12 protein-coding genes are annotated in these 13864 nt (G+C 71.2%); 3 read left to right on the top strand and 9 right to left on the bottom strand.

Annotation, left to right across the window (positions count from 1 at the left end):
• Positions 1–23 precede the first annotated feature (23 nt).
• The 4 genes from OIC96_RS15305 to OIC96_RS15290 form a co-directional block, all read right to left on the bottom strand.
• Positions 24–476, bottom strand: coding sequence for an SH3 domain-containing protein (locus OIC96_RS15305; protein WP_330307301.1), 453 nt, complete (start codon positions 474–476; stop codon positions 24–26).
• 124 nt (positions 477–600) lie between these two features.
• Positions 601–1881 (bottom strand): HAMP domain-containing sensor histidine kinase, encoded by a 1281-nt coding sequence (locus OIC96_RS15300; RefSeq protein WP_330307302.1) that lies wholly within the window; start codon positions 1879–1881, stop codon positions 601–603.
• Positions 1878–2633, bottom strand: coding sequence for a hypothetical protein (locus OIC96_RS15295; RefSeq protein ID WP_330307303.1), 756 nt, complete (start codon positions 2631–2633; stop codon positions 1878–1880). The genes OIC96_RS15300 and OIC96_RS15295 overlap by 4 nt, the downstream gene beginning before the upstream one ends.
• A gap of 240 nt (positions 2634–2873) precedes the next feature.
• Positions 2874–3383 (bottom strand): protein-tyrosine phosphatase family protein, encoded by a 510-nt coding sequence (locus tag OIC96_RS15290; RefSeq protein WP_330307304.1) that lies wholly within the window; start codon positions 3381–3383, stop codon positions 2874–2876.
• Positions 3384–3482: 99 nt separating this feature from the next.
• On the opposite strand from OIC96_RS15290, the gene OIC96_RS15285 reads away from it, so the two are divergent.
• On the top strand, positions 3483–4286 hold the full coding sequence (locus tag OIC96_RS15285; RefSeq protein WP_330307305.1) for a nuclease-related domain-containing protein: 804 nt from the start codon (positions 3483–3485) through the stop codon (positions 4284–4286).
• A 381-nt stretch (positions 4287–4667) separates the two neighbouring features.
• Here the strand turns inward: OIC96_RS15285 and ligD are convergent, their stop codons facing one another.
• On the bottom strand, positions 4668–5549 hold the full coding sequence (ligD, locus tag OIC96_RS15280) for a non-homologous end-joining DNA ligase (RefSeq protein ID WP_330307306.1): 882 nt from the start codon (positions 5547–5549) through the stop codon (positions 4668–4670).
• Between the two features lie 126 nt (positions 5550–5675).
• On the opposite strand from ligD, the gene ku reads away from it, so the two are divergent.
• Positions 5676–6683 carry a non-homologous end joining protein Ku gene (gene ku / locus OIC96_RS15275; RefSeq protein ID WP_443058308.1) on the top strand — a complete coding sequence of 336 codons (1008 nt, stop codon included), beginning with the start codon at positions 5676–5678 and terminating at the stop codon, positions 6681–6683.
• A 222-nt stretch (positions 6684–6905) separates the two neighbouring features.
• Here the strand turns inward: ku and OIC96_RS15270 are convergent, their stop codons facing one another.
• Positions 6906–8669 (bottom strand): beta-ketoacyl-[acyl-carrier-protein] synthase family protein, encoded by a 1764-nt coding sequence (locus OIC96_RS15270; RefSeq protein ID WP_330307308.1) that lies wholly within the window; start codon positions 8667–8669, stop codon positions 6906–6908.
• Positions 8670–8918: 249 nt separating this feature from the next.
• Complete coding sequence (locus OIC96_RS15265; protein WP_327431718.1) at positions 8919–9374, bottom strand: MarR family winged helix-turn-helix transcriptional regulator; 456 nt, start codon at positions 9372–9374, stop codon at positions 8919–8921.
• Positions 9375–9530: 156 nt separating this feature from the next.
• Here OIC96_RS15265 and OIC96_RS15260 point away from each other — a divergent pair, with 156 nt between their 5' ends.
• Complete coding sequence (locus OIC96_RS15260) at positions 9531–10997, top strand: MFS transporter (protein ID WP_330307309.1); 1467 nt, start codon at positions 9531–9533, stop codon at positions 10995–10997.
• Between the two features lie 99 nt (positions 10998–11096).
• Here the strand turns inward: OIC96_RS15260 and OIC96_RS15255 are convergent, their stop codons facing one another.
• Both OIC96_RS15255 and amaB read right to left on the bottom strand, forming a co-directional pair.
• A complete protein-coding gene (locus OIC96_RS15255) occupies positions 11097–12113 on the bottom strand; it encodes a DUF5954 family protein (RefSeq protein ID WP_330307310.1) in 1017 nt (338 codons plus the stop codon).
• A 124-nt stretch (positions 12114–12237) separates the two neighbouring features.
• Positions 12238–13773, bottom strand: a complete 1536-nt coding sequence (amaB, locus tag OIC96_RS15250; protein WP_330307311.1) for an L-piperidine-6-carboxylate dehydrogenase — start codon at positions 13771–13773, stop codon at positions 12238–12240.
• Between the last annotated feature and the right edge of the window lie 91 nt (positions 13774–13864).

Raw genomic sequence — 13864 nt, 5'->3', positions numbered from 1 at the left:
CCGGGGAAGTCGGCGCCGTCGGTTCAGCACCAGCGGGGAGAGCCGAAGGCCTCGATGAAGCGCGCGGGGCTCCAGGCCCAGGTGCCGTCCGAGAGCAGGTACCAGAGGGAGTCGCCGCCCACCGACTCGCCCCAGGCCTTGCAGTAGATGTGGACGATCTCGCCGTTCCTCGCGACCCGGATCAGCCGGCTGCCGCGATGCGGGGCGTTGCGCAGGGCCAGCCCGCCGTTCACGTCGACCCGGCCTCTGACCGTGCCGTCGTTGTCGAGGCCGTCGCCGCGTTCGTCGTCGAACCCGTTGTCGTTGTCGCGGCCGTCACCGCGTTCGTCACCGAATCCCTTGTCCGAGCCGCGGCTGTCGCCGGTTCCGGGGCCCGATTCGTCGTCGGCGAGGGCGGGGGTGGCGCCGGCGAGTGCGACGAGGCTGCCGGCGGCGAGGGCTATACCGAGACGGGTGTACGTGGACCGCAGGGACATGGGGGCTCCTCTGGGAAGGGGGCGGAACCTGACTAATCGCCACATTAGGAGCGAGCCCGGGTGAGCGCAGGTCGCACTGAGCCATCGGGGACGCGAAGGCGCCCAGGGTCCTTCGGACGGTGGTTCAGAGCGCTCCGGACGGTCCTTCGGGGAGACCGGACTGAGGGAGCGTCAGGGTCGCCAGCGCGCCGCCCCCGGCAGCATCGCCGAACGTCAGCCGCGCGCCGAGTACCTCCGACTGGCCGAGCGCGATCGTCAGTCCGAGTCCGTGCCCCTTCGAACCGCCCTCCGTACGGAAGCGCTGCGGCCCGTGCTTCAGGAGGTACTCCGGATAGCCGGCGCCGTGGTCCCGCACGGTGACGACCGGGCCGTCGACCGTCAGTACCACCGGTCCCTCGCCGTGCTTGTGCGCGTTCGCCACCAGATTCCCGAGCACCCGCTCCAGCCGGCGCCGGTCGGTCTCGACCCGCGCGTCCCGTACGACCCGGACCTCGGTGTCGGTCCCCGATGCCCGCACCACCCGCTCGGCCAGCGGAGCGAGCTGCTCCGAGTCCAGTTCGAGGCGTTCGCTCCGGGCGTCCAGACGGGAGATCTCCAGCAGGTCCTCGGTCAGCGTGCGCAGCGCGGCCACCCGGTCGCGCACCAACTCGGTCGGGCGCCCCGGCGGCAGCAGCTCGGCCGCCGCGTGCAGCCCGGTCAGCGGGGTGCGCAGCTCGTGCGCCACGTCCGCGGTGAACCGCTGCTCGCTCAGCAGCTTGCTCTGCAACGAGGACGCCATGGTGTCGAGGGCACCGGCGACCGCGGCCACCTCGTCCTGCGGGCGCGTCGGATCCTGCGCGCGGGGGTCGTTGACGCGCGCGTCCAGGTCGCCCGCACTGATCCGCCGCGCCACCTGCGCCGTCCCGTGCAGCCGCCGCGTCACCCGGGTCACCGCGAACGAGCCCACCAGCAGCGTCGCGCCGATCGCCAGCGCCGACGACCACACGATCGCCCGGTCCAGGGTGTCGATGGTGTGGGCGCCCTGCGCGTAGTCGTACTGCACGGCCAGCGCGCGTCCGCCGCCCGCGGGCCCGGCTGCCCACATCGTGGGGTGCTCGTGCTGGTCGCCGACCATGGTGCCGCGCTTCCCGGCCGCGGCCAGCGCGCGCAGCGGGGCCGGCAGCCCGGGCAGATCGACGCCCGCGTCCGGCGGCAGCCGGTCGCCCGCCTCGTACCTCGCCGTCACGTCCGTGAGCCGGTCGAGCGCCCGGCCGCGGGCCTCGCCGACGGTCTGATCGGTCACCGAGACATGGACGAGGACACCGAGGAGCGCGGCGAGGCCGCAGCACATCACCGTGATGAAGGCGGCCGCCTTCCAGGTGAGGGTGGCGGTCCAGTGCGGGAGACGCCGGAGGGTCTCTCTCATGAGGCGCTCGCCGGGGGCGAGAGCGTGGGTACGGCCGATGGCGCCGGCGTGGGGGAGACCGACGGGGTGGGCGTCACGGAGCCGACGCGGATGATCTCGTCGCGTGTCGCCAGCATCGCGTTCTGGAGCCGGTCCCACGTCCAGACCGTACGGAACTCGTATCCCGGCAGCGTCGAGGGCGAGCGGATGATCACGTCACGGCCCGCCAGCTCCACGCTGACCACGCTGTCCGAGGTGCCCATGACCTGCACCAGTTTGTGATGCGTGAAGGTGTACACACGGACCGCCAACTGCTCGTCGGGAAAGCGGATGCCGAGCACCAGGTCGTCCTTCCCGTCGCCGGTGAGATCGCGGTAGTACGCCTGGAGGATCGGGCACTTCTTGCCGAGCGCGCCCTTCTTGCCGCAGTCCTTGAGCTGCTGGACCGTTTCCGCGTACATGGCGTGCGGGCCGCTGTACTCGTCCGGGTGCGCGGCCACCTCGGCGCGTACGACGGAGACCGGGTTCACCTTGTGGATGTCGTCGCCCGGGGCGGTGATGCCCTTGACGGTCTCGGTGTCCGCCTCGCCGTAGTCGAGGGCCGGCGTCGAGGCGGGCGACAGCTGGGGCCACAGCTTGGTCGGGCCGACGGCGGTGGGCGTTGCACCCGCGCCCCGCAGGTCGCCGGAGTCGCCGCAGCCCGCCAGGACCGCCACCAGCACGGCGGTGACGGCGGCGCCGAGGGGCACGCGCGCGAGGCGGCTGGGGGTCACGGCACTCCTGCGTCCGGGCCGCCCCGCCCCGCAGGGGCTACCGCTGCTGCGCGAGGTCGGCGTAAAGAATGATGGGGTCAGTGGTGATGTCGTCGGCGCGGTGAACCGTCCACGAGGGGCCGGCCCGCCACAGGTGATCAGGCGCAGCTCCGGATGACCGGTCGCTCCGTACACCTTATTGGCGTGAAAGTCCTTCTTATCCACCTATTGGATCTCGTGCGAGCGGGTGACGCGGTGACGTCAGGGCTCCGCGAGTTCCTCCAGGAGGCGGGCCGTGGCGAGCCCGGCCCTCAGATACTCCACGAACAGCTCGTTGTGCAGCGCCCACGGGGAGCGCCGGGTCCGGATCAGCCGTATCGCGTCCTCGGTGGTGTGCCCCGCGAGGACGAGCGCGTGTGCGACGACCAGTCCCGAACGGTTGTACCCATGATGGCAGCGGACGAGAACCCGGCGCCCGTCCTCCAGGGCATCGTCGGCGGCCCGTGCGAGACGGATGACACCCGCGAGCTGCGTACCGTCGAGGGGCCCGTCCGGGATGGGCCACACATGGTGCTCGACGCCCGGGTCCGGTCCGTGCCCCGGCAGCCGCAACAGCGTCAGGACCAGGTCGAACTCATCCCGCACGACGGCGAGCTCCGGCTCGCCGGGGCGTCCCGCGAACACGTGCCCGCCCATCCACAGACCGGGCACGATCTCGCTCCACGGGCTGTCCGGAGCCGGAACATCGGGTTGCTTCCTGCGGGTCCGCAACGGCGCCTCCCAGCCGACTCCCCCAACTCCTCCCAAAGGTAACCGGGTTCTTGCCCCTGGAGCACCCCGCCTGTTCCCATGGTCATGGGGTGATGGTGCATGAACGGACTGCGCGTCATACCGACCTGGCGCCACGGGCAGGAGCGTCTGTACGTGTGCCTGACCGACGGGAGGAACGTCGCCTGGTACGACCGTGAGACGGCCCGGGTCAATCTACTCAGCGAGGACCGGCGCGAGGACGTACTCGACGCGCTCGGCCCCTTCCTCACAGGCCCGGTGACGGTGGGACCGCCCCCCGTCCCGACCCCGGCGGAACTGGCCCGCCTGACCCTCCACCCGGACGACGACCTCGCGCCGAACCGCCCGGGCGAGGCGCTGGTCATCGACCTCGACCGCGATCCCGGCCCGGCGCACCGGCTGCGTCCCGACCCGCGCCGCCGCGCACTCGCCGCCGAACAGGCGGTCGGCGAAGCCCTCGACCAACTGGAGGGCGCGGGCTGGCACACCCTCCACTCCCTCCCGCTCCCCGGCGGCGACCGCATCCACCACCTGCTCATCGGCCCCGGCGGCCTCTTCTCCCTCCGCGCCCTCCACGCCCGCAAGCAGCGTGTCCTCGTGGCCGACCCGATGGTCACGGTCGGCCGCCATGAGCCGAGCCCGCTGCTCCGCCACGTCCGCACCGACGCCGACCGCGCCTCCTACGCCCTCACCGCCGAGGTCCATCCCGTCCTCGCCGTGGCCGGCCCCGCCAACCTCGACGTCCTCGCACCCCCACGCGAGGTCCGCATCCTCCAGGACACCGACCTCGCGTCCCTGGCCCGCCTCGGGGGCGTCCTGAAACCGGCGGACGTGGAGGCGCTGCACGCGATGGCCCGGGACCGGCATACGTGGCTACGGGTCTGAGGGCGCCGAGCGGTTTTCGCCCCCGCCGCCCCTACCCGTCCCATCCCGTTCCTGGGGCTCCGCCCCAGACCCCGGGGTGGGTTCTTCGGCTGCGGGTGGGTGGGGGCTGGTCGCGCAGTTCCCCGCGCCCCTAACGGCTCGGGGCTGCGCCCCATCGCCCCCGGCCCGCTCCCGACCCGCTCCCTGCCCGCCTCCGGCCCGCCTCCGGTCTTTTGTCTTTTAGGGGCGCGGGGAACTGCGCGCCCAGCCCCCACCCACCCGCACCCGACTCTCTTCAGGGGCGCGGGGAACGGCGCAATCTTTAGGGGGGTCTGGGGGCGCAGCCCCCAGGAACGGGATGGGACGGGTAGGGGCGGCGGGGGCGAAAAAAACGAGCCCCGCTCACGGCAACGGACCCGCGCGCCCGGGATCGAACAGGGGTGCCAGCAGATCCCCGTAGCGCTGGAGGCGGGGCGCGATGTCCGGGGCGAGGAATCGGAATTGGTCCGGACGGGCGCAGGAGCCGACCTCGTCCCAGGTGACCGGCGTGGAGACGCCGGGCTCGGGCCGAGCCCGGAGGGTGTACGGCGTCGCCGTGGTCTTGCGCGCGGCGTTCTGGCTGAAGTCGACGAAGACCTTCCCGGCCCGCAGGTCTTTGGTCATGCGATGCGTGACCCGCCCGGGCAACACCCGCTCGGCCTCGACGGCGAGCTCCTTCGCATACGCACTGACCTCGCCCGACGGAGTCGGCTCCAGCGCGGCCAGCAGATGCAGCCCCTTCGCCCCGGACGTCTTCGCGTACGCCTCGATCCCGTCCCGCCCCAACCGCTCCCGCAGCCACAACGCCACCTCACAGCACTCGACCACCGTCGCCGGCGCCCCGGGATCGAGGTCGAACACCACCCGGTCCGCGACACCGGGCGTGTCGATCGTCCACTGAGGCGTGTGGAACTCCGTCACGAGGTTCGCCGCCCACATCAGCGAGGCCAGATCCTGGACCAGGACCATGCGCGCCGGCCCCTCCGAGCGGGGGACCTCGGCGGTCCTGACCCAGTTGGGCGTACCGGGCGGCACGTTCTTGGTGAAGAAGACCTGCCCGTCGGGCCCGTCCGGGTAGCGGAGGAAGGAGACGGGCCGGTCGCGGAGGTGCGGGAGCAGCGCGTCCGCCACCGTGGCGTAGTAGTGCAGCACCTCGCCCTTGGTGAAGCCGGTGGCCGGATAGAGAACCTTCTCCAGATTGCTGAGCGCGAGCCTTCGCCCCTCCACCTCCGTGATCGGCGTCATAGGATGAGAATCCCATGAAAACGTGTGATATCGGATATCGATGATCGACGCGGTGACCGATGCGGTGACCGCTGCGATGACCGATTCGATGAACGACGCGGTGATCGACTCGAAAGGGTGCTGCACGTGCGATCCATATGGAACGGCGCCATCTCGTTCGGCCTGGTCAGCATCCCCATCAAGCTGGTGAACGCCACGGAGAGCCACTCGATCTCCTTCCGCCAGATCCATCTCGACGACGGCGGCCGCGTGCGCTACCGCAAGGTCTGCGAACTGGAGGACCGCGAGGTCTCGGCCCCGGAGATCGGCAAGGCGTACGAGGACGCGGACGGCACGCTGATCCCGATCACGGACGAGGACCTGTCCTCGCTGCCGATCCCGACGGCCAGGACCATCGAGATCGTGGCCTTCGTGCCGGCCGACCGGATCGACCCGCTCCTGATGGACACGGCGTACTACCTCTCCGCGAACGGCGTCCCCGCCGCCAAGCCGTACGTCCTGCTGCGCGAGGCCCTGAAGCGCAGCCAGAAGGTCGCCGTCGCGAAGTTCGCGCTGCGCGGGCGGGAACGGCTCGGCATGCTGCGCGTGGTCGACGACGTCATCGCCATGCACGGGCTGCTCTGGCCGGACGAGATCCGCGCCACCGACGAGGTCGCCCCGGACACGAGCGTCACCGTCCGCGAGAAGGAACTGGACCTGGCGGACGCCCTGATGGACACCCTCGGCGAGGTCGACCTCGCCGACCTGCACGACGACTACCGCGAGGCCGTCGAGGAACTCATCGCCGCCAAGGCCTCCGGCGTCGAGGCGCCCGCCGCCCCGGCGGGGGAGCGGACCGGTGGCAAGGTGCTCGACCTGATGGCTGCCCTGGAGAAGAGCGTGCGCGCCGCGAAGGAGTCGCGCGGCGAGGAAACGGGCGAGGAATCCGCGGAGGTCACTCCCCTCCCGGCCCGCAAGTCCGCGCGTACGGCCCCCAAGGAGGTCGCCGGCAAGAAGTCGACGTCGACGGCGAAGAAAACAACGGCGAAGAAGACCACGACCAAGACCACGACGAAGCAGTCGACCACCAAGAAGACCGCCGCCAAAAAGACCACGACAAAGAAGGCCACCCCACGAAAGCGCGCGTCCGCCTGAGGGCGGTTGCGCGCCCCTAAAAGCAAGAACCAGGGGCGGTCCGGGGGATTGCGGGGCGAAGCCCCGCGCCTTTGCTTTTGCTTTTAGGGGCGCGGGGAACTGCGCGACAAGCCCCCACTCACCCGCACCCGACCCACAACCCCCGGGGTCGAAGGGGCGGAGCCCCTGGAGGATGGGACGGGTAGGGGCGGCGGGGGCGAAAACCCCGTAGGCCCCCCGAAGTCACCCGGTCCGTCGAAGCGCCAGCACCGCGTTGTGCCCCCCGAACCCGAAGGAGTTACTGAGGGCGAGATCCCCCAGCGCAGGCAGCGCCCGAGGACTCTTGGTCACCACGTCGAGCTCGATGGCATCGTCCTGGTCCTCGCAGCCAATGGTCGGCGGTATGAGCCCATGGTGAAGCGTGAGCACCGTGGCGACAGCCTCCACACCACCCGCCGCACCCTGCAGATGGCCGAGATGACCCTTGAGCGCGGTCACCGGCACGCCCCCGCCGAGCACCGCCCGCAGGGCACCCGCCTCGGCGAGATCGCCGTCGGTCGTGGCGGTGGCATGGGCGTTGACGTGCACGACGTCCACCACGTGGCCGCCCGCGTCCCGTACGGCCCGCCGCAGCGCGAGCGCGACACCCCTGCCGGAGGGGTCGGGCGCGGCCATGTGGTGGGCGTCGGCGGACAGCCCCCAGCCGGCGGCCTCGCAGTAGACGCGTGCGCCGCGGGCCCGCGCGTGCTCCTCGGACTCAAGGAGCAGGAAGCCCGCCCCCTCCCCGTTCACGAAGCCGTCGCGGTCCTTGGCGAAGGGCCGGGACGGGCTGGTGGACCCCAGTTCGTGGGTGGACAGCGCGCGCATCGCGGCGAACGAGGCCATGATCGCCGGGGTGACCACGGCTTCGGCGCCACCGGCGAGGGCCACGTCGACATGCCCGTACCGGATGCGGTCGATGGCCTGTCCGATGGCCTCGGTGCCGGAGGCGCAGGCGCTGGTCACGGTGCGGGCCTCGCCGGTGATCCGCAGCGCGAGCGACACCTGGGAGGCGGCCTGCGAGGGCACGGTCATCGGCGTGGTCAGGGGCGACACGGCACGCGGCCCCTTGTCCTGCAGCTTCCGGTCGCCGCCGACGAGCACGGAGGCGTCGCCGAGGATGGCGCCGACGCTGACGCCGACCCGCTCGGGGTCGAGCCCGCTCTCGACGGTTCCGGCCACGTCGAACCCGCCGTCCTGCCAGGCCTCGCGCGCGGCGAGCACCGCGAACTGCGCGGCCCGGTTCATCCGCCGCGCCTGCTGCCTCGGCAGCAGCCCGGCGGGATCCACGGGAACGCTCCCCGCGACGCGTACGGGCAGCTCGGCGAACTCCTCGCCGTCCAGCTCCCGTATCCCGCAGCGGCCCTCCATCAGCCCCTGCCAGAGTTCGTCCACTCCCATCCCGAGCGGGGTGACGGCCCCGAGCCCGGTGACGACGACCCGTCGGGGCGCGGCCCCGCCGGTGACCGAACGCCGCGGCCGCGCGAGATGCCGTACGACATGTCCCTGCTCCACCGCGTGCGCGACGCGCTCGCGCAGTCCGGCGTCCGAGACGGGCTCCTCGGCCCGGCTCTCCAGGTCCCGGTGCCAGTGGCCCCACCTGCGGGTGTACGACTCCTCGACGGCCCCGGGGTCGACGGCGCGCAGCGAGGTGACGCGGTCGCCGTCCCGGAATTCCACCGCCGTGAGATCGGCCGGGGCGATCTCGGGAATTCCGGCGACATCCATCCGCCGGCAGCCCACGGTCACCCGGTGGCCGCGCTCGAATACCTCGTCGTGATCAATTCCACCGAGCGGCGGTCGCAAGGTTATTCGAATGGTGTGCGGGGTCTCGGGGAGGGTGTGCATCACCACATGCCATTTGTCTTCCGCCGCATCCTGTTCCGAGAGGGCGAGGAGATCACCGGGAATCACTTCGGCGACGGTGACGGCGTGGGGCTGTACGGGGACGTCGGACGAATTGCGCATGGGGCGAGAGCCTTCGGTGCATGGGGGGTGGGGGGAATGCCAGGCTCAACTGTCGACGACAAATCGCCAGTTGCCTAGGTGTCCCCACCACTGATGTGCGCAACGTCACGGAAGGCGTAGCCTCAATTCCCGCTCCGGAAAAGGGAGTCCGGCCGGTGTGATGTCCTTACGGAAATTGATCAATTCGAGTTGCCGGGCCTGGGCTTTTCTTTCCTTGCCAGAACCCGTGCCTCAGTACCGCGGCCGGTGTCAGCGGCGCGGCCAGGGGCGCCCGTCCAGGCGCTCGATGTCGCGGTTCAGGCGGCCGAGATACGCGGCGAACTCGGCCACCTCCTCCGGCGCCCAGTTCTCCATCACCTTCTCCAGGCCGTCCAGGTTCTCGGTGCGGTCGGAGGCCAGCCGGCGCTGGCCCTCGGCGGTGATGGCGAACTTGCGGGCGATGCCGCCCTCGGGGTCCGGGATGCGCTCGACGATCCCGGATCGCAGCATGGCGGCGGTCTGCCGGTTGAGCGTGGAGGTGTCCAGACCGAAGGCGTCGCTGAGCTGACCGATGGACATCGGGCCGTCCACCTGGATGCGGCTGAGCAGCAGGTAGGCGCTGCGGTCGAGCCGCCGGTCGCCCTCCCGCATGCGCGGTGTCAGCAGGTGCATGTACCGCCCGAGCAGCATGGTCTCGAACTCGATCAGATCAAGGGGCTTGTCCACGCGACGTTCCTTCGGCTCCTGGTCGGCCACCCCCTTCCCTCATGGGGAGACCGCCTATCTGTCAGGTATACCACGCGTGTGTATGATGCAATTGGCGTGCATGATGCACATCAATTGCATGATGCACATGACTCTGACCGCCCTGAGGGAGTACCCGTGGACAGTTCCAAGCCCGAGACCGGCTCCGGCCGGGTCGTAGGCATCCTCGCCTTCGCGGGCATCGTGGCCGCGATCACGCAGACCCTGGTGGTGCCGCTGATCGGGGAACTGCCGACCCTGCTCGACACCAGCGCCTCGAACGCCTCATGGGTGATCACCGCCACGCTGCTGGCGGCCGCCGTGATGACGCCCGTCGCCGGTCGCCTCGGTGACATGTACGGCAAGAGGCGCATGCTGCTGGCCTCCCTCGTCCCGCTCATCCTCGGCTCGGTGGTCTGCGCCCTGTCCTCCTCGGTGATCCCGATGATCGCCGGACGCGGTCTGCAGGGCATGGGCATGGGCGTGGTGCCGCTGGGCATCAGCCTGCTGCGCGACGTGGTGCCGGCGGAGAAGCTGGGCACGTCCATCGCGCTGATGAGCGCGTCCATGGGTGTGGGCGGCGCGCTCGGCCTGCCGTTCTCCGCGGCGATCGCCGAGAACGCCAGCTGGCGGGTGCTGTTCTGGGTCGTCGCCGCGCTGAGCCTCGCGGTCGGCACGCTGATCTACTTCTTCGTGCCCGCGGGCCGCGAGAACACCGAGTCGAGCGGCTTCGACCTCCTGGGCGCACTGGGTCTCGGCACCGCGCTGATCTGTCTGCTCCTCGCCGTCTCCAAGGGCGCCGACTGGGGCTGGGGCAGCGGCACCACGCTCGGCCTGTTCGCCGCCGCCGTCATCGTGCTGCTGGCCTGGGGCTGGTGGGAGCTGCGTACCACCGACCCGCTGGTCGACCTCCGCGTGACCGCCCGCCCGCAGGTGCTGACGACGAACGCCGCCTCGATCCTGGTCGGCTTCGCGATGTACGCCCAGGCGCTGGTGATCCCCCAGCTGCTCCAGCTGCCCGAGGCCACCGGCTACGGTCTCGGTGAGTCGATGCTGGCCATGGGCCTGTGGATGGCCCCGGCGGGCCTGATGATGATGCTGATCTCGCCCGTCGGCGCCAAGCTGTCGGCCGCGAAGGGCCCCAAGGTCACCCTGATCGTCGGCGCCCTGATCATCGCCCTCGGCTACGGCATCTCGCTGCCGCTGATCAGCTCCGGATCCCCCTGGGGCCTGCTCGTCGTGACCATGGTCTGCAACTCGGGTGTCGGCTTCGCCTACGGCTCGATGCCGGCCCTCATCATGAGCGCGGTGCCCCAGTCGGAGACCGCCTCGGCCAACAGCTTCAACACCCTGATGCGCTCCATCGGCAGCTCCGTGGCCGCCGCCGTGATCGGCGTGGTGCTGGCCCAGATGACGACCAAGTTCGGCCCCTACACCTTCGCCTCCGAGAGCGGCTTCCGTGTCGCCATGCTGATCGGCTGCGGCGTGGGCCTCGCGGCGGCGGCCGTCGCCGCGCTCATCCCCGTACGCCCGGCGACCGCCGCCGCGCCGGGGTTGGCCACCGCGCCGGACTCCGAGCCGGAGACGTCCGGGGCGAAGGCGTGACCGGCTGAGGTTCGCTGACACCTGATCAGGGGCGGTCCCACGGGGGACCGCCCCTGACGCTTTCGCACCCTTCCGTCGTGAAGGGTTGAAGGGTGCCGCTCATTCCTCGTGGTGGAGCGTGCCGTCCTCGTCCATGGTCGGATGCATCTTCATGGGGCCGTAGTCGTCCAGGTCGGAGGGGCGGGGCGGCTCCGGCCCGTCGGGGCCGAACCGGGCCGTCCGTTCGATACGGCAGATCCTGAACAGGCTGTCGTCCACGCGGACTTCATCGGCGTGCCGGGCGGCCCTGAACCTCTCGGCGGCCCGCGCGTACCGCTCTCGCTTCGCCTCGCCGAACTCGTACAGCAGAGGCCACATCTCGTTCAACCCGTCGTAGAGCATCCGCCGCGCGTCGTGCGGGGTCGGCATCAGCGTGCCGCGCGGCTGCCACCCGCGCGCGCCGCGTTCCGCGATGCCGAAGCCGACGGGAAGGAGCACGACGTCCGGGTGGCTCGTGATCGCCCGCTCGGAGTCCGCACGCACCCCTGCGGGAAACCGTGCGCCGGTGTACGCGAACTCCCGCATCGCCAGCTTCAAGGCGCCCGCCATGAGCCCTTCGTCCTCGCCGGGTGCGAAGACGAACCCCACATCGCGCTCGGGTGTCGTATGCCGGCCCTCCCAGGACGGTTCGGCGGGCTCCAGGTCGGTGGGCCGAGGCGGCTCGAGCCCGTCCGGCCCGCTGCGCGCGAACTCGTCGCCGCGTACGACGCGGTAGCGCACGCCGAGCACGCTCAGCTCGTCCACCGGCTCGCGTTCGAGCACCGCCACCGCCGCCAGCAGCTCACGCCGTACGCCGGGATCGTCGGTGTCGTCCTTGGCCCTGAACCACAGCAGGGAGTTCAGACCGTCCCGGACCTGCTGCGGCATGCCGTTGGTCATCGGCTGCAACACCCGCCACTCGGGCCCGGCTTCGGCGTCCTGCGCGGCAAGTCCGAAGACCGGGCCGCGCAGCGCGAAGTGCGGATACCGCCGGGAGGCGTCCACAGCATCGGCCTCGGCCACCCAGGCGGCCGGGTCGTCCCGCCCCACCAGCCCCGCGTGCAGCCTGTCCAGGTGTTGCTTCCAGTCATCGGCCATGCGCGCATTGTTGTGCTCGCCCGGCCGGCGCCCGCCCTGAATATCCCAAGTGATCAAACTCGGGCACGTTCGGTTCGGCCCCTTGGCATGAGAGGGCGCCGCTCGGACAGGACGGGCACGCTCCCTACTGCGAGAAGTCCACCCCCTGCGCCAACGCCACCCGCCCCGAGTAGTTCACGGTGTTGGTCGCGCGCCGCATGTACGCCCGCCAGGCGTCGGAGCCGGACTCGCGGCCGCCGCCCGTCTCCTTCTCGCCGCCGAACGCGCCGCCGATCTCGGCCCCCGACGTACCGATGTTGACGTTCACGATCCCGCAGTCCGCGCCGTCGACGGCCAGGAATCGTTCGGCCTCGCGCTGGTCGGCGGTGAAGATCCCGGACGACAGGCCCTGCGGTACGTCGTTGTGCAGCCGGATCGCCTCGTCGAGGTCGCGGTAGGTGAGGACGTACAGGATGGGCGCGAAGGTCTCCTCGCGGACGACGGCGGTCTGCGCGGGCATGCGGACGAGGGCGGGGCGGACGTAGTAGCCGCCCGGTGCCGCGTCGGCGAGTTGCCGTTCGCCGCCCGCGCACAGGGTGCCGCCTTCCTCGACGGCGCGGTCGAGGGCCGAGCGCATTTTGGCGTACGAAGCTTCGCTCACGAGCGGCCCGACCAGGGTCGACTCCTGGAACGGGTCGCCGATCGGCAGCCGTGCGTAGGCGGCGGTGAGCCGCTCCACGACGGCGTCGGCGACGTCGTCGTGCAGGATCAGCCGGCGCAGCGTGGTGCACCGCTGCCCCGCCGTGCCCGCGGCGGCGAACACGGCGGCGTTCACCGTGAGATCGAGATCCGCCGAGGGAGTCACCACCGCCGCGTTGTTCCCGCCGAGTTCCAGGATGCTGCGGCCGAACCGGGCGGCCACCCGGGGCCCCACCGCACGCCCCATCCGAGTCGAACCGGTCGCGCTGACCAGAGGCACCAGCGGCGAATCCACGAGCCGCTCGCCGATATCGGCCCCACCGAGCACGACCTGATTGAGATGGGCCGGGGCACCCGTCTCGGCGATGGCGCGGCCGAGCAGGGCGGTACAGGCCAGCGCGGTCAACGGGGTGAGCTCGGAGGGCTTCCAGACCACGGTGTCACCGCAGACCAGGGCCACCGCGGCGTTCCACGCCCACACGGCCACCGGGAAGTTGAACGCGGAGATCACGCCGACCACGCCCAGCGGATGCCAGGTCTCCATCAGCCGGTGCCCTGGACGCTCCGAGGGCATGGTGCGGCCGTAGAGCTGCCGGGACAGACCGACCGCGAAGTCGCAGATGTCGATCATCTCCTGCACCTCGCCGAGCGCCTCGGAGCGGATCTTCCCGGCCTCGACGGTGACCAGGTCGGCGAGGTGCTCCTTGTGCTCGCCGAGCAGCTCCCCGAACCGTTTGACCAGCGCGCCCCGCACCGGCGCCGGTACGCTCCGCCACCCAAGAAACGCCGCGTGCGCGGCCTCGACGGCCCGATCGACGCCCTCCACGGTGTCGGCGCGCAGCCCGAACAGCTCCGTACCGGTGATCGGCGTACGAGCGGCCAGGGCATCGCCCTTGACGGCGCCGAGCTCGACTCCACAGCGCGCCAGCGCGGCCTCGGCCCTGGCCCGGACGTCGTCGGTCCTGCTGACTGTCGTAACCATGGTGACTCCTCATCAGCTCTCGGGCGTTTCCCGGCACTTCTCATGAGTTCCCCGGCAACTCTTGCAGCAAGAGCGACTCCTGCAGCAAGAG

The sequence above is a fragment of the Streptomyces sp. NBC_00775 genome, from assembly GCF_036347135.1.
Lineage (GTDB): Bacteria > Actinomycetota > Actinomycetes > Streptomycetales > Streptomycetaceae > Streptomyces > Streptomyces lutosisoli.
This window is presented reverse-complemented; position numbering and strand designations above follow the sequence as displayed.